The sequence below is a fragment of the Paenibacillus sp. J22R56 genome (assembly GCF_056269375.1).
On record NZ_JBWDNV010000001.1, the window covers coordinates 843,283 to 862,329 of the forward strand.

General features: G+C 49.1%; 15 protein-coding genes. 7 read left to right on the forward strand and 8 right to left on the reverse strand.

The window, feature by feature from the left end; translation table 11 throughout:
* The first annotated feature begins 1 nt into the window (after nt 1).
* Entirely contained in the window at nt 2-1,159 is a 1,158-nt protein-coding gene (locus AC0YNT_RS03600; protein ID WP_475803364.1) for a Gfo/Idh/MocA family protein, read from the forward strand.
* Between the two features lie 645 nt (nt 1,160-1,804).
* Here the strand turns inward: AC0YNT_RS03600 and AC0YNT_RS03605 are convergent.
* Nucleotides 1,805-3,283 carry an alpha-N-arabinofuranosidase gene (locus AC0YNT_RS03605; protein ID WP_475803365.1) on the reverse strand — a complete coding sequence of 493 codons (1,479 nt, stop codon included), beginning with the start codon at nt 3,281-3,283 and terminating at the stop codon, nt 1,805-1,807.
* Nucleotides 3,284-3,318: 35 nt separating this feature from the next.
* Nucleotides 3,319-3,636 (reverse strand): DUF6171 family protein, encoded by a 318-nt coding sequence (locus AC0YNT_RS03610; protein WP_475803366.1) that lies wholly within the window; start codon nt 3,634-3,636, stop codon nt 3,319-3,321.
* 133 nt (nt 3,637-3,769) lie between these two features.
* Between AC0YNT_RS03610 and AC0YNT_RS03615 the strand changes: the two genes are divergently transcribed.
* Nucleotides 3,770-4,558, forward strand: coding sequence for a helix-turn-helix transcriptional regulator (locus tag AC0YNT_RS03615; RefSeq protein ID WP_475803367.1), 789 nt, complete (start codon nt 3,770-3,772; stop codon nt 4,556-4,558).
* Nucleotides 4,559-4,560: 2 nt separating this feature from the next.
* Here AC0YNT_RS03615 and AC0YNT_RS03620 read toward each other — a convergent pair whose 3' ends face one another.
* Nucleotides 4,561-5,340, reverse strand: a complete 780-nt coding sequence (locus tag AC0YNT_RS03620) for a helix-turn-helix domain-containing protein (RefSeq protein WP_475803368.1) — start codon at nt 5,338-5,340, stop codon at nt 4,561-4,563.
* 174 nt (nt 5,341-5,514) lie between these two features.
* Between AC0YNT_RS03620 and AC0YNT_RS03625 the strand changes: the two genes are divergently transcribed.
* Nucleotides 5,515-6,318: a phytanoyl-CoA dioxygenase family protein gene (locus tag AC0YNT_RS03625; protein ID WP_167279266.1), complete on the forward strand. Its 804-nt coding sequence runs from the start codon at nt 5,515-5,517 to the stop codon at nt 6,316-6,318.
* Between the two features lie 51 nt (nt 6,319-6,369).
* Here the strand turns inward: AC0YNT_RS03625 and AC0YNT_RS03630 are convergent, their stop codons facing one another.
* Nucleotides 6,370-7,332 carry a carbohydrate kinase family protein gene (locus AC0YNT_RS03630; RefSeq protein WP_475803369.1) on the reverse strand — a complete coding sequence of 321 codons (963 nt, stop codon included), beginning with the start codon at nt 7,330-7,332 and terminating at the stop codon, nt 6,370-6,372.
* Between the two features lie 59 nt (nt 7,333-7,391).
* Nucleotides 7,392-8,375, reverse strand: a complete 984-nt coding sequence (locus tag AC0YNT_RS03635; protein WP_475803370.1) for a LacI family DNA-binding transcriptional regulator — start codon at nt 8,373-8,375, stop codon at nt 7,392-7,394.
* A gap of 203 nt (nt 8,376-8,578) precedes the next feature.
* Here AC0YNT_RS03635 and AC0YNT_RS03640 point away from each other — a divergent pair, with 203 nt between their 5' ends.
* From AC0YNT_RS03640 to AC0YNT_RS03655, 4 genes are all read left to right on the forward strand, one after another.
* Nucleotides 8,579-9,514, forward strand: coding sequence for an ABC transporter permease (locus AC0YNT_RS03640; RefSeq protein ID WP_475803371.1), 936 nt, complete (start codon nt 8,579-8,581; stop codon nt 9,512-9,514).
* A 214-nt stretch (nt 9,515-9,728) separates the two neighbouring features.
* Nucleotides 9,729-10,610 carry a carbohydrate ABC transporter permease gene (locus tag AC0YNT_RS03645; RefSeq protein WP_475803372.1) on the forward strand — a complete coding sequence of 294 codons (882 nt, stop codon included), beginning with the start codon at nt 9,729-9,731 and terminating at the stop codon, nt 10,608-10,610.
* 22 nt (nt 10,611-10,632) lie between these two features.
* Nucleotides 10,633-12,249, forward strand: coding sequence for an ABC transporter substrate-binding protein (locus AC0YNT_RS03650; RefSeq protein WP_475803373.1), 1,617 nt, complete (start codon nt 10,633-10,635; stop codon nt 12,247-12,249).
* Nucleotides 12,250-12,264: 15 nt separating this feature from the next.
* Complete coding sequence (locus tag AC0YNT_RS03655) at nt 12,265-13,722, forward strand: glycoside hydrolase family 32 protein (protein WP_475803374.1); 1,458 nt, start codon at nt 12,265-12,267, stop codon at nt 13,720-13,722.
* Nucleotides 13,723-14,498: 776 nt separating this feature from the next.
* On the opposite strand, the gene AC0YNT_RS03660 is transcribed toward AC0YNT_RS03655, so the two are convergent.
* The 3 genes from AC0YNT_RS03660 to AC0YNT_RS03670 are packed head-to-tail and all read right to left on the reverse strand — an operon-like array spanning nt 14,499 to nt 19,047.
* Complete coding sequence (locus tag AC0YNT_RS03660) at nt 14,499-15,560, reverse strand: LLM class flavin-dependent oxidoreductase (RefSeq protein WP_475803375.1); 1,062 nt, start codon at nt 15,558-15,560, stop codon at nt 14,499-14,501.
* Nucleotides 15,557-17,023, reverse strand: coding sequence for a DHA2 family efflux MFS transporter permease subunit (locus AC0YNT_RS03665; protein WP_475803376.1), 1,467 nt, complete (start codon nt 17,021-17,023; stop codon nt 15,557-15,559). Before AC0YNT_RS03665 ends, AC0YNT_RS03660 begins: the two co-directional genes overlap by 4 nt.
* Nucleotides 17,020-19,047, reverse strand: coding sequence for an ABC transporter ATP-binding protein (locus AC0YNT_RS03670; protein WP_475803377.1), 2,028 nt, complete (start codon nt 19,045-19,047; stop codon nt 17,020-17,022). Before AC0YNT_RS03670 ends, AC0YNT_RS03665 begins: the two co-directional genes overlap by 4 nt.

Consider the following 19,047-nt stretch of genomic DNA (forward strand, 5'->3'; position numbering starts at 1 on the left):
TATGTTGAAAGTTGCTATTATTGGAGCCGGAGCAATCAGCAGAGCGCATATCGACGCTTATCTGAAGTTTCCTGATCGATGCCAGGTTGTTGCTGTTACTGATATTTATGTCGATAAAGCCGAGAGCCGTATTTCACAATGTCAGCTTCCCGGAGCAAAAGCATACGGCGATTATAAAGAACTACTAGAGCAGGATATCGATCTTGTCTCGATCTGCACTCCACCTTACACCCATGCTGAGCTTGCTGTGGAATTCCTGCGGGCAGGCAAGCATGTTTTGGTCGAAAAACCGATGGCCTCTTCCCTTGAGGAATGTGATGCGATGAACCAAGCCGCTCAAGAAAGCGGCAGGCTGTTATCGATTGTCGCCCAAAATCGCTTCCGCACGCCGATGATGAAGCTCAAGTCTGTCGTGGACAGCGGGCTGATTGGTCCAATCGTTCATTCCCAAATCGACTCCTACTGGTGGCGCGGCCATTGCTACTATGACCTGTGGTGGCGCGGAACTTGGGAGAAGGAGGGCGGCGGCTGTACACTCAACCATGCCGTCCATCATATCGATGCGCTGCTATGGATGATGGGACGCCCAACCGAGCTTCAGGCCTTCATGAGCAATACGTCGCATGATAATGCAGAGGTAGAGGATCTATCGATTGCGATGCTGAAGTTCGATAACGGTGGGCTTGGCCAAATTACAAGCTCCGTTGTTCATCATGGCGAGGAGCAGCAGTTGATTTTCCAAGGTAAGGCAGCTCGGATCTCCGCCCCATGGAAGCTGGTAGCCTCAAGTTCGATGGATAATGGCTTCCCAACTCGGAATGATGTTCTCGCAGAGGAAATCCAAGCCTATTACGATAATCTGCCTGAGGTTGCTTATGAAGGGCATACTGGTCAGATCGATAATGTCCTCTCAGCTATCGAGCGTGGAGATTCCCTGCTCATAGACGGTCATAGCGGCCGGGCAACGCTTGAGCTCATACTGGGTATCTACAAATCAGCAAGCACCGGCGAAAAAGTCCGCTTCCCGCTCCATGCCGATGATCCGTTCTACACACGGAAAGGCATTCAGGACAACGTCCCGCATTTCTACGAGAAAAGCGCCTCCGTCGAGAACTTCCAGGATCGTACGATTACGACCGGGAGTAACTTGAGAGGATAACAGACTTTACGCCAATTGCAATAAGACCCTGACGGGGTCTTATTGCAATTGTTCGCACCCGAGTTAGGCCAGTTTTTACACTTACGCGGACCAATAAGACCCTGACGGGGTCTTATTGCCTCCCAATCTACTCTACTGTTGCCAAATAAGACCCTGCGAGGGACTTATTTCATCTGTTCGCACCCGAGTTAGGCCAGTTTTTACACTTACGCGGACCAATAAGACCCTGACGGGGTCTTATTGTCTCCCAATCTACTCTACTGTTGCCAAATAAGACCCCACGAGGGTCTTATTTCATCTGCTCGCACCCGAGCTGGGCTAATTTTAATGATTAATCTATAAGTTAAGGTCCCTAAAGGACCATAACTCACCAAGCAGGGGCAGCATGTACTGACTTAAGGTCCCTCAGGGACCTTATGTACCCGTGAACCCACCGTTTTCATCGTTCAACTGAACAATCCCGGCAAGTTAAGGTTTCTAAAGGACCTTAACTTGCCAAGCAGAGACAGCATGCGCTGACTTAAGTTCCCTCAGGGACCTTATGTACCCGTGAACCTGCCACTATGGCCACTTCTTCAGTAGGAGTAATATCAAAAAAGCCGTTAAGACCCTTTCGGGTCGTAACGGCTTCTATTTTTCGCCCGACTATTGCTCCAGTCGCAATGTTACCACTGATGCAGCCGGCAAATTGAGGCTCAATTTACCGTTCTCGATCTTAGCTTCGTAGAATGACTTCACGCTTACTTTTGCCGGATCCTCGAAAGTATTATGAGCATGAACGGTATCTGCTGCAAGCAGCTTGCCTGTGCAATTGAAGCCGCCCTCGGTGCCACGAAGCTCCAGGCTGATCTCCGATTGCTCGGACGGATGCAGGTTGTACAAGCTGACATGGATAACGCCGTCTTTCTTCGACGCCGTAATGCCAACTTGATCAAGCTCCTTGCCATCGGCATTTACTTTGCCAAACTCACCGTGAATTGCAAGCGCCTCAGCATCTTGATGGACATTGTACATCTCAAGCACATGATACGTTGGCGTGAGCAGCATTTTGTCGCCTTCGGTCAAGACTACTGCCTGCAGCACGTTAACCATCTGCGCAATGTTCGCCATCTGTACACGATCGCAATGCTTATGGAAAATGTGAAGGTTAACCGCAGCTACCAGTGCATCACGCATCGTACTTTGCTGGTAGAGGAAGCCTGGATTGGTGCCCGGCTCTACGTTGAACCAAGTTCCCCATTCATCGACAATAAGGCCAACACGTTTGTTCGGGTCATAACGGTCCATCTCCGTGCTATGGCGGGTGAGGAGCTCATCCATATGAGCCGCTTTTTTCATCGTTACGAACCAGTCGTTCTCATCAAACTCGGTTGCTGAGCCTTTATCCGCCCAAGTGCCAGGCACCGTGTAATAATGGAGGCTCAGACCACTCATGAAACGCTCCGCTTTGTTCATCAAAACATCGGTCCATCTGTAGTCGTCTGAGTTTGCGCCACCAGCAATTTTGTAGAGTTTATTGTCGCCGTATTGACGTACATATGTCTGGAAGTTGCGATACAGATCCGCATAATGCTCCGGAAGCATCTCACCGCCGCAGCCCCAGTTCTCGTTACCCACGCCAAAATATTTTAGCTTCCAAGGCTTCTCCTGACCATTCTGCCGGCGCAGATTCGCCATTGGGGAATCACCGTCGAAGGTCATGTACTCCATCCATTCGGACATTTCCTGAATCGTTCCGCTGCCTACGTTGCCGCAAATATACGGTTCAGCGTCAATCAGCTCACACAGACGGAAGAACTCATGCGTACCGAAGTGGTTATTTTCCACAACGCCGCCCCAGTGTGTATTAACCATTCTCTTACGAGTCTCACGAGGACCAATGCCGTCCTTCCAGTGATACTCGTCCGCAAAACAACCGCCCGGCCAACGGAGAACAGGAACTTTCAGGTTGCGCAGCGCCTCAATGACGTCATTACGAATACCGTCCGTGTTTGGGATCTCGGAATCTTCCCCTACCCACATTCCTTCATAAATACATCTGCCTAAATGCTCTGCAAAATGGCCATATATGTTCTTATTAATCGTGCCGATACTCCAGTCCGTATGTACAACTGCTTTATTCATCCTGTTTTGCCTCCTAAAAAGAATTGTGATGATTCTTACCTCGTAAGCATTAACTTAGTTGATTGCTCCCATTGCTCTCGAACAGCCTTCTGCGGGTGAGGGCATCCCTTGTCCTTCAGCTTTGCTCGTACCTGAACCAGACATCCGCAGTGCATGCAGGTTGTGTCATAAGCCAGACTCGCGCAATTCCCGCACGCCTCAAGCCGCTTTGCATACAGCTCATCGGTCACGCAGGCATCCGCTTTTATTTTGGATATCAGGCGCTGGATCTGCTCGACCGTCACTTTCACATCAGCTGAGCATCCCTTACAGCCATCCCGCTCTTTCTTACTGACAGATTCTGTGGTTGTCATGTTTGCTTCAGCTCCGTTCGCAGGCAGGACATTATTTATTTCCTCTACTAAGATTGTATGGGATTGTGGAAGCGTCAACAATTCACTATAATGAGAAAAAACTGACCTATCCTGCTTTTTTCGAGAAACGGAGTTGTTCATCATTATCCGATTAGACAGCTGCGGCTACCGCTTTGTCCATCCTACCGGCATATCTATTATCCGGCCTCATGGCTCGGGAGATTATGCTTTTGTCTTGTTCAAAAAAACGTCTGAAGTGATTGTACGGGGAGAGCGAATGATTGCCGACAGCGATTCGTTTATCCTGTTCCAGCCGGATACACCGCATTCTTATAAGGAGATTGAACTGCCGTTTATTAACGACTGGTTTCACTGCAAGGGAGAAGAACTGCGGGGGCTGCTTGCCGAACTAAATTTCCCACTCGACACGCTTGTGCAGGCGGTTGATCCGATGCTTATCTCCAAGAGTATTATGGAACTGCACCGGGTGCAGAAGCAGGGTGGGCATTTGATGGAGCGTATTCTGGATACTGACATTCGGGCGCTTCTAATGAAGCTGAGTAATCTATATGAACTGTCTCAACATCCCGAGAGACCAGGTCGGTATATCCGGCAGTTCTCGGAGCTTCGAGATGAGCTGTATAACTCACCGCAAAGCCATGTAACCGTAGAGATGCTGGCCGACCGCGTTCACCTCAGCAAGTCTTATTTCCAGCATCTCTATAAAGATATATTCGGCTGCTCGGTTGTGACCGATATGATCAACGGCAGACTGGAGCTCGCCAAATATCTGCTTAAGAACAGCTCCTTAACCGTATCTGCAATAGCCGCACGATGCGGCTATGAGCATGAGACGCATTTCATGCGGCAGTTCAAGAAATTCGCTGGCGTAACGCCTAGCCAGTTCAAGGCGAGGGTGTAGGCTCATTCACTATCCGTCTTTCGCTTATACTCCGCCGGCCCGCAGCCATACCGTCTGCGGAACAACGCAGCGAAATGGTTATAGCTTTGGAAGCCCACGTCAAAAGCCGCTTCGCCTGCTGTCCGGCCTGCTTGCAGCATAAGCAGCGCGGCCTGTTCCAGACGCATGTTGTTGAGCGTATCGACAATCGATCTGCCGGTCTCAGCTTTGAACAGATGAGACAGCCGGGAGGCGGACAGCCCTACCCGTGCCGACAGCTCGTTAATGGATAAAGGCTCCTGCATCTGGGCGGATAAAATACGCATAACTTGGCTGACACGATAATCCAGTTTATCCGCCAGCTGACCAGCCATCAGCAGAATTAAGGCACTCAGCTGATTATCGCACAGCTCCTGCCAGAAGCCGACTTGCGCCCTGGAATCATGAAGCAGTGACCGGAATATTCGGAGTACTCGCCGCTGCAGCTCACTCGAGGGCAGCGGGCAGATCAGCACTTCCTCATCTGGAAGCAGAGATGACTCCGGTACCCGCTTGAAATGTACCCACATGAAATTCCACGATCCCCCTTTTACCGTACCATACGTATGAGGAACGCCCTTTCGGAGCAGCACCAGCTCGCCTGCTTTGCATTCCTTCTCTCCGGCAGGCGTATGGAAATAGCCCTGCCCCTCCAGTGTAAATACAAGCAGCCAATCCTCTCGTCCACTAGGCCTCGCCATGGAATACGTATCATTTTCCCGGAAATGTCCGGTTAGAATGCCATTCTTCGATTCAATTGCCACTGCCTCCACCTGCCTTCTCTCGTTACCATAAGCGTAAGGCTTAACAGAGCATCCGTCCAGCATAATAGCAGAATCCAAGCAGTAATGAGCATAATCCCGACTTCAATCGTCCCCCTTAATTCCATACAATTAGAGACAAGAAGAAGCAGCAACCAAAGGAGAGGGGCAGTCGAAATGACACAGTCACTTAAAGTGCTTACCGAAGAGCAGATGAAGCAGTTCGAAACCGAAGGTTATGTCATCGTAAAAGGGGTTTGGAACAAGGAAGAGATAGAGGAAATTAAGGCAGAATTCGAGAAAATCAGCCTTACTCCTGTACCCGGCTATTTTGAGCCTGTAATGGAAGGTGAGCAAGAGGATCCGCTGCGCCGCTATCCGCGAGTGATGCATCCTCACCGATTCAACGAGCTGAGCAAAAGCTATATGCTTCATCCTGGTGTTCTCGAAATCATGCATGATCTGTACGGAGAAGAAGCTCTTGCTGCGCAGAGTATGTTCTATTACAAACCGCCGGGCTCACGCGGGCAAGCGCTGCATCAGGATAACTTCTATTTGAAAGTCGAACCGGGTAACTGTATTGCCGCTTGGGCAGCAATCGACCGCTGTGACGAAGAGAACGGCTGTATGCTGCTCGTACCAAAAACGAACACCTATGACATCGTTTGTCCAGAAGAATCGGATTCTAACGAATCATTCACCAACCATTACGTGAAGCCTCCAAAAGAAGAAAAGCCGGTTGCAGCTATTATGGAGCCTGGCGATATCCTGTTCTTCAACGGCAATCTGATTCACGGCTCTTACCGTAACAAATCGAAGGAGCGCTTCCGCCGGGCGTTTATTTCCCACTATGCGAACAGCAGCGCGCTGTCGATCTCGCACTGGTATAACCCGCTTTATAAAGCAGACGGCTCTGAACTGTCTCTAGAAGCTAATCCGGATGGCGGACCTTGCGGTATTGAGACTCCAGCGTATCACTAAACAAAATAAAGGGAGGCAGCGGTCACATTGGATCGTTGTCTCCTTCTTTACTTATGCATGATACTGATTCACTTCTTCGAGTGTTGGAAGTGCCGCGATAGCGCCAACCTTCGTACAGACGATCGCCCCTACTTTATTCGCAAACGCCACAAATGCAGCAAGCTGCTCGAATGAGAGAAACGATTTCGGCTCCTCCACCCTGCTGATCTGATCCAATAAAGCACCAACAAAAGCATCCCCTGCACCAGTGGAATCAATCGACTTAACCACAATGCTTGGCACTTGAATCATAGCTGTACCATCTGACACCAAAGTTCCATTCTTACCAAGCGTCACACATACCCGCTTTGCCCCAAGCTCTTGCAACGAGTGGATAGCCTCTATGCGGTCCGCTATTCCCGTCATCAGATGCAGTTCTTCCTCACTGACTTTAACCAGATCAGCAATCGCCGCCCCTTTGCGCGCCAGCTCAACAAATTCGGACAATCTGTCTGCCCACAGGTCTTTACGGTAATTCGGATCAAATGAAATAAACGGCCGTCCGTTCCTCGCAGCACCCTGCATCAACTCCACATACGTAGTACGAAAAGGATCCTCCAGTAAAGCTGTCGCCGAGCCAAAATGCAGAACCTCCGCTTCATAAAGACGGCCTCGGTCGATCTCATTTGCAGTTACAAGCCGGTCAGCTCCTCGGTTAAAAACAAAATCCCGCTCCCCGCTTGCCTCCAGCGATACGAAAGCCAGCGTTGTAGGTGCATTCGCATCCATCATCAGCATAGATGTATCGACATTTTCCTGTTCGAGCGTCCGCTTCAAATATTGTCCGAACGGATCATTCCCAACCTTCCCAACAAAGGCAGAGCTGCCACCAAGCCTGGTGACTGCAGCGCTGACGTTCGCCGGAGCTCCTCCTGCTTTTTTTACAAATTGCCCGCCATGAACCAGATCCACATCAATATCCATGCAGAAAAAATCAATCAGCAGTTCGCCAATACAGATAACTTTCCCCATCATTCTAATCCTCCTCTTCTATGTTAACCGGTTGACATAAGCTCCAAAAAGAAAACCACCTTTTAAGTGGTTTCCCGTTCCAGTAAACGAACAGGCAAAGAGACTTCCTCTGCCTCATGGTCGGCCGCACCGTCAATCTGCTCCGATAAGATCCGTACACATTCGTACGCAATTTCTTTAATCGGCTGCTGAATCGTAGTCAACTCCGGCAGAAAGGCTTGTACCGTTTCCGAGCCGTCATAGCCGACGACTTTAATATCCTCCGGAATACGGAGTCCTTTTTTCTTCGCATATTGGATAAAAGTCGCTGCAATCAGATCATCACTGGCAAATACACCGTCCACCTCTATCTGCTCGGCAAAAATCTGATCAAACAGATTCGAATAGGACTTCTGATCAAACGACTGATGATTCTCATACACGATCGGCTCACGACCGCTTTCTCTCATCACATCTTCATAGGCTTTCCGCCGTAAATTCGCTGGCGTCTCCAGTTCAATCGGTCCATTAATATGGACAATATGCTGACAGCCCTTCTCCAAAAGCAGCTCTGTCGCCAGTTTGCCGCCGTTATAGTTATCCGAGCCAACTACTGGAATAGTAGGAGCTAAATAATGGTCAATTGCAACAACAGCCATTTTGCCATGATTGTAATGATTAAGGCCACGGTTATGAGAGCAGACGATAATACCATCGACCTGATTACGCAGCAGCATATCGAGGTAACGCTCCTCATTGTCCTTGCTGTGGAGACTGTTGCAGAGCAGCACCTTATAGCCTTTTTCCGAACAGATACTCTCGATATAGAAGGCAAGCTCACTAAAGAACGGATTGTTCACCGTTGGGAGAATGAGCCCGATCAAATTCGTCTTTTTATTAAATAACGACCTTGCCACATCATTCGGAAAATAATTCAGTTCCTTCATCGCACCATATACAGCGTCTTTCGTTTCCTGGCTGATATATCCGCGATTGTTAAGTACCCGCGAAACGGTTGTTTTCGATACGCCAGCTTTATCGGCCACATCACTGATTTTCGGATTCAATGCCTCACCTCATTCCTGTCTTACCGCTTTATGGAACTTATTATAAGCTTAATATCTCTATGATTAAACCACAAAATCAGAATTTATGAAACCGGTTGACATATGTCATCCGGTTGACATATAATTGCCCTGAAATCGGGAAAACGTATTCTTCTTCCTTTTCCGAGGTCCAATTGAAAGCGCACTCTTAAGGGGGATTATCATTGGCAAGTACATCCATTACCAGAAAACAAAAGCCAAGCTGGATTTATTATGTGTTCAGAAATTACACGCTTTATCTCTTCCTTCTGCCAGCCGTCGTGCTGACGATTGTATTCAAGTACATCCCGATGTACGGCTCGATTATCGCCTTCAAAAACTTCAGTCCGCTGCAAGGCATTATGGGCAGTGAATGGGTTGGGCTTGAACATTTTCACCGTTTCCTGTCGTCACCCAACTTCTACGACATCTTTATGAACACGCTGAAGCTGAGCCTCTACGGATTGCTGCTGGGCTTCCCGGTTCCAATTGTTCTCGCGCTTATGCTCAACCAACTCAGAGGCCCTAGGATCAAGAAAAATATACAGCTGATCCTATACGCACCTAACTTTATATCTGTTGTTGTCCTTACCGGTATGCTATTCGTGTTCCTGTCTCCTACTGGACTCGTTAACTCACTTGTGACGATGTTTACGGATAAGCCAATCTCGTTTATGTCCGATCCCGCCTATTTCCGCTCGGTCTACATTTTATCAGGTATCTGGCAGGGTGCTGGCTGGGCTTCGATTATTTATGTAGCTGCCCTATCCAATGTTGATCCGCAGCTTCATGACGCGGCAACCGTAGATGGTGCTTCGCTCCTGCGACGTATCTGGCATATTGACCTGCCAACTCTGAAGCCGGTGATGGCGGTTCTGTTCATCTTAGCAGCAGGCGGTATCATGTCGATCGGTTATGAAAAAGCCTTTCTAATGCAAACCGCGATGAATACGCCAACTTCTGAGATTATTGCTACCTATGTATACAAGGTTGGTCTACAGTCCGGCGATTATGCCTATTCCACCGCAATCGGCCTATTCAATTCACTCATTAACATCATCCTGCTCGTCCTCGTCAATACAGTCGTGAAGCGGCTGAACGAAGGCGAAGGGCTGTATTAAAGTTAATGCTTACGATGTAAGAATCATCACGAACAGCTTATCAGCTGTTTGGGTGACAATTCTTTAAGCCAATGCTTACGATGCAAGAATCATCACGAACAGCTTATCAGCTGTTTGGGTGACAACTCTTTAAGCCAATGCTTACGACGCAAGAATCATCACGAACAGCTTATCAGCTGTTTGGGTGACAATTCTTTTTAGGAGGTCCTGTCACATGGACATTCATCATTCCCCAAGGGACCGCGTTCTACTCGGTATCACCTATGTGCTGCTTGCCTTGCTCGTGCTGATCGTTCTCTTTCCGCTTCTGTACGTACTCCTTGCCTCCTTTTTGAACCCCAATGTGCTGCTAACGAAAGGGCTGTCCCTTAACAGCTCGGACTGGAGCATAACCGGGTACGAGAAAATATTAGGCAATGCCGCGATGTTAAGAGGCTTCCTTAACGCGATCCTGTATTCCACAGGTTTTGCACTGGCAACAGTTATCGTATCTGTCTTTGCCGCCTATCCGCTTAGCATCCAGGGATTTGTTGGCAAGAAGCTGTTTATGGTTTTCTTCCTCATCACGATGTTCATCAGCGGCGGCCTGATCCCAACATATTTGGTCGTGAAGGATATGAACATGCTCAACACGATCTGGGCAATAATTTTGCCCGGTGCGGTCAGCGTGTACAACATTATTTTGGCGAGAACCTATTTTGCTGGTATTCCAAAGGAATTAAATCAAGCTGCTCAGATTGATGGTGCAACGGATCAGAGACTCTTTTTCCAAATCATCCTGCCTCTATCCAAACCGATTATCTTTGTTCTGGCGCTGTATGCGTTCGTTGGACAATGGAACTCGTATTTCGACGCCATGATTTATCTCGATAACAGCCAGCTCTTCCCACTTCAACTTGTACTGCGTTCGATCCTCATCCAGAACCAGGTTGATCCGAGCATGATCTCGGATATTCTCGCCCAAGCGGAGCTGAAGAAGCTGTCGGAGATGATCAAATATTCGTCTATCGTTGTTTCCAGTCTACCACTCATCATTATGTATCCGTTCTTCCAGAAGTATTTCGAGAAAGGCGTTATGGTCGGTTCCATCAAATAACATATACGGGGGAAATAATCTTATGAAAAAAACGATTTATTCCGCAACCGCACTCGCATTATCTATCTCAATGATCGCAGGCTGCAGCAGCGGAGGCGACAAAGGCTCAGCCGCATCCAAAAGCTATGAGCTGACCAATGTGTCCTTCCCGCTTCAGGAAAAGGTTTCGCTGAACTTCATGACCCAAAGCTCGCCGCTCGCCCCAACCGATCCGAATCAAAAGCTGATCTACAAGCGGCTTGAAGAGAAGAGCGGCGTTCGCATCAATTGGAAGAACATCACTTCGGACTCATTTGTGGAGAAGAGAAATCTCGCGGTAGCCAGCGGCGATCTGCCAGATGCGATTCTAGATGCGGCTTATTCCGACTACGATCTGCTGAAGCTGGGCACAGACAAGACGATTATCCCGCTGGAAGACATCATTACCCAATACATGCCTAATTTGCAAAAAGTGCTTGATGCCGCGCCGGAATACAAAGCGATGATTACTGCACCTGATGGTCATATTTACAGCTTCCCTTGGATTGAGGAGCTTGGCGCTGGCAAAGAAAGCATCCACTCCGTCAATGACATCCCGTGGATTAACGTGGAATGGCTGAATAAGCTTGGTTTGAAAATGCCTACAACAACGGAAGAACTGAAGAACGTGCTGATTGCATTCAAAAAGGACGATCCAAACGGCAACGGCCAAGCTGACGAGATTCCATTAAGCGTCGTGATGAACAACGGCAACGAGGATCTGAACTTCCTGTTTGGCGCGTTTGGCCTTGGCGATAACGGCGACCATACGGTCGTTACTAATGACGGCAAGGTTGTATTTACAGCCGATCAAGACGGCTACAAAGATGCCGTTAACTATTTGCATGATCTTTACGCTAACGATTTGATCGACGAAGAGTCCTTCGAACAAGATTACAATACCTTCCTGGCAAAAGGCCAGGATGAGCGTTACGGCTTGTACTTCACCTGGGATAAAGCCAACATTACAGGCAGCAACGACAAATACGATCTGATGCAGCCGCTTGCCGGCCCATCCGGTGAGGTTAACGTTACTCGCACAAATAACTATGGCTTTGACCGTGGACGTATGGTTATTACAAGCGCGAACAAAAATGTAGAGCTGACAGCCAAATGGATTGACCAGCTGTATGATCCACTTCAATCGGTACAAGACAACTGGGGTACTTATGGTGACGAAACCCAACAGAACATTTTCAAATTTGATGAGGCAAAAGGCATGCTGGAGCATCTACCACTAGAAGGTGCGGCACCAGCAGAGCTTCGTCAGAAGACCAATATCGGCGGACCTCTCGCCATCTTGGATGAATACTATGGGAAATTCACAACGAAACCGGATGATGCAGCTTGGCGTCTGAACATTATGAAGGAGAAGCTTGTTCCTTATATGACAGCAGATAATAACTATCCGAAAATCTTCTTCTCCCTCGAAGACCAGAAGTCGCTGTCAACGATCGAGACTGACTTGTTCTCCTATGTAAATCGCAAACGCGCGGAATGGATTAAGACGGGCAAGGTAGATGAGGAATGGAATGATTACCTGAAAGAATTGAATCGTCTAGGTCTCGACAAATGGCTGCAAATCAAACAAACCGGCTACGACAACTATATCAAATCATAAAAGGTGGACGTCTACTTGGAAGCTATCAAAAATAGCGCATATCGGCCGTTATGGCATTTTTCGCCTCAACAGAACTGGATTAACGATCCGAATGGACTCGTCTTCTTTAATGGAGAATATCATCTCTTCTATCAATATCATCCTGCGGGAACAACATGGGGTCCAATGCATTGGGGACATACCGTAAGCAAGGATCTTGTCCATTGGGAGGAATTAGAGATTGCTCTCTATCCCGATGAGAACGGCACAATTTTCTCAGGCAGCGCTGTTGTTGACTGGCATAATACAACGGGCTTTTTCCCAGAGGAGCCTGGCCTCGTCGCGATCTTTACTAGTCATCACGAAGTGAAAGGTGAACAAGCTGTACAGACGCAAAGCCTTGCTTATAGCCAGGATAACGGCAGAAGCTGGACAAAATATGAGGGGAATCCGGTGCTTCGTTCGGCAGATAAGGTCGACTTCCGTGACCCGAAAGTTTTCTGGCACAAAGATTCCAGCAAGTGGATGATGGTGCTCGCAACCGGCCAGACGATCTCCTTCTATTCCTCATCAGACTTAAAAACATGGGAGCTTGAAAGCGAATTCGGCGATGGCATCGGCTTTCATGGCGGCGTATGGGAATGCCCGGACCTCTTCCCTTTGACGATTGAAGGTACGGACGAGAGCAGATGGGTCCTGCTCGTAAGTGTTGGCGACAATCCGGAGTTTGATGAAGGCTCGCGTACGCAGTACTTTATCGGACAGTTCGACGGTTCTGTCTTTACACCTGATGATGAGAAGCTTCGCTGGCTCGACTTCGGCCGCGACAACTATGCAGGCGTCAGCTTCTCAGATATTCCTGAGGAAGATGGCCGCCGGATCTATATCGCTTGGATGAGCAACTGGCGTTATGCAAACACTGTTCCGTCGAATGGCTTCCGAGGTTCGATGACAGCAGCCAGAACACTTGGTTTGCGTCGTCATGAGGAGAACGGGGAAATTATTATTGTTCAGCATCCCGTTGAAGAGCTTGAAAAACACTTCTCTAAGGAAGCCTCTATCGTGAAAAATGTTTTACTCGCTGACGGTGCTACGCAACATATTAATTGTACCCTCGACGCCTTCGAGCTTCGCTTGAAAGCCGAGCAGAATGAGGCTGAGCAAATTGGCATTATCATTCATCATACGAAAGAGCAATACACAACCATTCAGTACGCTGCGCAGGAACATACGATTACGTTGCTTCGTGAGCATGCCGGACCACATGATTTCTCGGACATGTTCGCCAAGCCTCAGCAGATGAAGCTGGCTCCAGCAGATAGCCTCAACTTGAGGATTCTTGTGGATGCTGCATCCATCGAGTTGTTCCTAGCAGATGGAACAGCCGCAATGACAAGCCTGATCTTCCCAGATCAGACTTGTGAGAAGATCACGCTATTCGCGAATGGCGGAACCGTGCAGCTAGCTGATTTTACGATCCTGGCAGCAGAGTAAATGGAAAAGGGCAGTCCCAAAGCCGGTGGCTTTAGGGGCTGCCCCTTTTTTGTAAGTAAATTATGTTTAGGTCCCTAAAGGACCTTAACCCCTGCAAATTTCTCCTATTAATTCTAGTTAAGGTCCCTCAGGGATCTTAAAATCTCTTAGAAGCTCCAGTATAGGCTGATTTATGGCCAGCAACTTGTAATTAAGATCCCTGAGGGATCTTAACCTATAGACATAGCACCTTTTAATCCGTGTTAGAATCCCTCAGGGACCTTAACGCCTCTACGTTTCAGTACATCCAAACGCCATACGGCATTCGATAAGACCCTAGAAAGGGTCTTATCCCTTTCATACTAGCCACTACTTTTCTAACTAAGACCTTCGCAGGGTCTTAGTTCTCCATCTGCCTACTATTTCAGCACGCCCTCTACGCTTTCGACATTCAATAAGACCCTGGCAGGGTCCTATCCCCTCCATACTAGCTACTTTTCTACCACATAAGACCCTCGCAGGGTCTTATTCCGCCATTTGCCTACCGTATCAGCACGTCCTCGCGACTTCCAGCATTCGATAAGACCCTAGCAGGGTCTTATCCCTTACTAATTAGCTACTTTCCAACCAAATAAGACCCTGGCAGGGTCTTATTTCTTCATCTGTCTATCGTTTCAGCACGTCCACGCGCCATACCACATTCGATAAGACCCTAGCAGGGTCTTATCCCTTACTAATTAGCTACTTTCCAACCAAATAAGACCCTGGTAGGGTCTTATTTCTTCATCTGTCTATGCTCAAGATACCGATACTCCCTTCACTTGCGCCTCCCATACGCTGCTCGGCACCTCCCGGCGCAGCACCGGGGCAATGTCCGCTGCAAACCGCTCCATCTGCTCCCGCTGCTCAGCTTCGGACAAGCCATCTACGCTAAGCGACAACACCTGATGACCAAAGGCCGCCTGGTAGTTTAGTATTTTCTCAATGATCTGATCCGGGCTTCCGATCAGACTTGGACCTCTGGCTATATTGTCCTCGAGCGAGGTAAACGGCGATTGGTTATGCTGCGCTGCAGCTGTTGATTGGAACGCCTCATAATAAGGGCGGTACCGGCGGATCGCCTCTTCCGTCGTATTAGCGATATACAAGCTGCCTGCACCGGCACCAACTACAGCTTTCTGAGGATCGTGACCGTAATAGGCTAGCCGCTCGCGATAATGATCAATGAGATCTTTGTATTTAGCCTGTGGATGAAAGCTGTTCGAGGAAAATATCGGCTCACCGTAACGTGCAGCGAGTTCAGTGGACCTTGTGCTGGACGCGCTTCCATGCCAGATCGGAATCGGCCGCTGAAGTGGTCTTGGCTGCGTGGTCACCTGATGAAGAGCTGGCCGATATTTCCCTTCCCAGCTCACATTCTCCTCCTGCCATAGACGCCTCAACAGTTCATACCGCTCCTCCATCGAATCCCACTGTTCCTCTTCCGTAATCCCAAACAGCGGATAATGCCGTGGATCATTACCTTTGCCGATGATCATCTCGAGTCGTCCACCGGACAGGTGATCAAGCGTTGCATAATCCTCTGCAACCCGAACCGGATCCAGTACGCTTAATACGGTTACTGCAGTTAGCAGCCGGATACGGGATGTTCTTGCAGCAATAGCCGATAACAGCAGTGGCGGTGAAGACGACAGGAATGGCGCTCCGTGCCGCTCACCAATGCCATAACCGTCAAACCCCAACTTTTCAGCAAGCTCAGCCTGCTTGATTATATTTTCGAATTTTTCACTGGTCGTGAACTGCTCGCCTGTCACCGGGTTTGCGAGATTCATGACGAGGCTGAACCAGATGAATTTCATAAGCTTTCACTCTCCTTTGGTGTCGTAAGAGATGCCGTCATTCGTCTGCCAAGCAGCAGCGCAATTGGAATTGCACAAGCCACTATAATGCTTGATACGAGAAAAACATCATGAATGCTATGCATGTAAGCAAGGCGATATTGACTGGTTCCCTCAACACCGCCGCCTAATTCAGATTGATGAAGCTCTAACCGAGAATAAAATAACGAAGTACACAGTCCTAACGCCATAGCACTGAACACCTGTCTCAGCCAGTTCAGCAAAGCGGACGCGTGTCCAATCCACTCCTTAGGAACAGCTGACATGCTTGCGTTGGTTGTTGGTGTCGAGGCAAGGCCTGTTCCGATATTACGGACAGCCAGCCAAATAATAATGACAACAAGACTGGTCTCCGGAGGCATCATGCTGAAATAATAGGTGCTCACGAACAAAATAGAACAGCCGATCATAATGAGTTTGGCTGGACCAATTCTGCTGTACCATTTGCCTGCCGCAAACGTAGCAATCGTTAAGCATCCAGCTGCGGGCAGGAAGAGAAGCCCCACCCTGAAGGGCGATAAACCTTTCATCTCTACTAATAACAACGGCATAAAATAGACAACGGCATATAGTCCAAACGATAAAATGAGGGATGCCATAAGACTAAGCGAGAATCTTGGATTAAGCAGCAGCCGAAGCTGCAGCAAAGGATGATCACTGCTGCGCGCCTGCCGTACAAAAAGAACAAAACAGCCAATGCCAATAAACAGCATCGTCCATGTAAGCATATTGTCCCAGCCCCATGCATTCATATTGCCAAAGAGCAGGAGCAGAGCAAGACTTCCTCCCGTAGCAAGCAGCAAACCAGGCCAATCCAGCCTTGCAAGGCTGTTCGCCTGGTCCTTCGGAATAACAACTGCACCTACAACCCATGCGATGATGCCCACAGGCACCGTCACAAGAAAGATAAGATGCCAGTCAAAGCTTTGCAGCCAGCCGCTTAAGGATGGACCAATCGCTGTACCAAGTACAGTCGCGAAAGACCATACACTTAGGGCAAAGGACTGTTTTTCGACTCGAATTGATCTGTAGATTAAAGCAAGCGAGACTGGCTGGATAAGCCCGCAGAAGAGTCCCTGTAAAATACGAAAAGCAATAAGCGCCTCAACATTCCACGCTTGTGCACATAGAAACGAGCTTACGGTAATTCCCCCGATTGCAAATAGAAACAACCGCTTGCAGCCGAACCGTTCCATCGCGTAACCGCTGATCGGAACAACGATGCCGCTTGCTAGTGTAAATCCGGTCATCATCCACTGGACGGTTTGCAGCTCCGTACCAAATATACGAATAAAACCGGGGAGCGATACGTTAAGGGAGACGACATGATACATGCCGACGAAAGAGCCAATGAATATAGCCGTCAACACCGGCCAGAACGCTGGAAAAGACGAAGCCGACTCCTGCTGCTGATTTTGCTTCATATAAGTGTGTAGTGGCAGGCGGCGTATCGATCCTCACCTAGTGGGCGAAGCTCCGGCTGCTCCTTCCTGCATCGTTCTGTTGCGAACGGGCAACGGGGATGGAACCGGCAACCGCTAGGCGGATTGGCAGGTGATGGAATTTCACCTTGGATGGCAGCAGCGCTGCTATTCTGACCTGGAACAGGCTGCGGAATCGAGTCAATGAGCAGCTTCGTGTAAGGGTGAGCTGGACGACGGAACAATTCATCACTAGGCGCTATTTCAACTAACTTGCCTAAATACATGACGCCAATCCGGTCTGAAATATGCCGTACAACCTGTAATCCGTGAGCGATGAATAAGTAGGTCAACCCTAGCTGCTGCTGAAGCTCCTGAAGCAAGTTAACAATTTGCGCCTGGACGGAGACATCAAGTGCAGACACCGCTTCATCTGCAAGAATAAAGCTTGGATTCAAGGCGATTGCCCGGGCAATGCCGATCCGCTGCCGCTGGCCTCCCGAGAACTCATGTGGATATTTGCTGCTGCTGGCCGCATCAAGACCAACCAGCTGCAGTAATTCCTCCACACGATGCTTACGCTCGTAACCCGTCATCACACTATGTACCTTAAGCGGCTCGGCAATGCTGTCCCCGATCGTCCATCTTGGATTAAGGGAACCATAGGGATCTTGGAAAATAACCTGCATATCCCGTCTCATGGAACGTAGCTCAGCGCCATCTAGACTGGTTAGTTCTTTCCCTTGAAACTGCACTTTCCCTGAAGTAGCCTGCTCCATCTGCAGCAGAACACGACCTAGTGTGGATTTACCGCTTCCTGATTCCCCAACCAGACCAAACGTCTCGTTCTTCCGAATGGAAAAGGAGACGTCGTCTACCGCCCGGATGAAGGCACGAGGGGCGGTAAAGCTTTTACGCTTGACTGGATAATATTTATGCAGATGCTCCGCCACAAACAGAATTTCGCTTTCACTGCGGGACTCAGCTTCCGTGAACTGTCCTTCTAACAGAGCCAGTTCATCAATTCGAATATTCCCTTTATGAAGAATGACTGCCGCTTCTGCAGCAACCCTCTCCTCATTCCAGCAGGCAGCCCCGCTGCCGTTCCGGTCAGTTAGAGGCGGCGCTTCGGCTCTGCAGCGGTCGGTCGCATACTCACAGCGAGGGTGAAACAAACAGCCGGACGGAAGAGCCGATAGTGGCGGAATCGAGCCTTTAATCGCGTACAGCCGCTCCCCTCGGACACTATCAAGCGGTGGAATGGATTGCAGCAGCCCTCTTGTGTACGGATGGCGCGGCTTCGCGAATAGCTCTGCAGCTGTTCCTTGCTCGACGATTTGACCAGCATACATAACGACAATTCGGTCAGCCATCTCCGCAGCAATACCCAAGTCATGAGTAATGAGCAGAATCGACATCCCAAATTCCCGCTTCAATTCCTGCAGCAGCTGTAAGATTTGTGCCTGAATCGTCACATCAAGTGCGGTCGTTGGCTCGTCGGCGATAAGCAGCTCTGGCCCGCAGGAGAGCGCCATCGCAATCATCGCCCGCTGGAGCATGCCCCCGGATAATTCACCGGGATATTGCTTCATCCGAATGGCAGGCTCAGGTATTCCAACACGGGTGAGCAGCTCGGTTCCACGTTCCCAAGCCTCGCGCCGGCTGACCCGTTCGTGCTGTATAATCGTCTCCACTATCTGTTGTCCGATGGTGAAGACTGGGTCAAATGCCGCCATTGGCTCTTGGAATACCATCGCAACCCGCTTCCCACGCAAACGACGAAGCTCAGCTTCCGGCAGTGATGCTATATCCCGGCCCTGCAGCACAATACTTCCATGTGTAATGGAGCCATTCTCATAATCAATCAGCCGCATAATGGCTTTAGAAGTAACGGTCTTACCACTGCCAGACTCGCCAACAAGACAGACGGTCTCCCCGGGCTGTATGGAAAACGTTATATTCGTAATGGCTTGCAGCGGGCCATGCTTCGTACGAAACCCGACAGACAGCTCCTGAATATCGAGCAA

Excerpts from the sequence above, each read along its gene's own strand:
- AC0YNT_RS03605 (WP_475803365.1), bottom strand. The coding sequence starts at position 3,283 with ATGAATAAAGCAGTTGTACATACGGACTGGAGTATCGGCACGATTAAT.
- AC0YNT_RS03650 (WP_475803373.1), top strand. The coding sequence starts at position 10,633 with ATGAAAAAAACGATTTATTCCGCAACCGCACTCGCATTATCTATCTCA.
- AC0YNT_RS03645 (WP_475803372.1), top strand. The coding sequence starts at position 9,729 with ATGGACATTCATCATTCCCCAAGGGACCGCGTTCTACTCGGTATCACC.
- AC0YNT_RS03625 (WP_167279266.1), top strand. The coding sequence starts at position 5,515 with ATGACACAGTCACTTAAAGTGCTTACCGAAGAGCAGATGAAGCAGTTC.
- AC0YNT_RS03665 (WP_475803376.1), bottom strand. The coding sequence starts at position 17,023 with ATGAAGCAAAATCAGCAGCAGGAGTCGGCTTCGTCTTTTCCAGCGTTC.
- AC0YNT_RS03660 (WP_475803375.1), bottom strand. The coding sequence starts at position 15,560 with ATGAAATTCATCTGGTTCAGCCTCGTCATGAATCTCGCAAACCCGGTG.
- AC0YNT_RS03610 (WP_475803366.1), bottom strand. The coding sequence starts at position 3,636 with ATGACAACCACAGAATCTGTCAGTAAGAAAGAGCGGGATGGCTGTAAG.
- AC0YNT_RS03600 (WP_475803364.1), top strand. The coding sequence starts at position 2 with ATGTTGAAAGTTGCTATTATTGGAGCCGGAGCAATCAGCAGAGCGCAT.
- AC0YNT_RS03630 (WP_475803369.1), bottom strand. The coding sequence starts at position 7,332 with ATGATGGGGAAAGTTATCTGTATTGGCGAACTGCTGATTGATTTTTTC.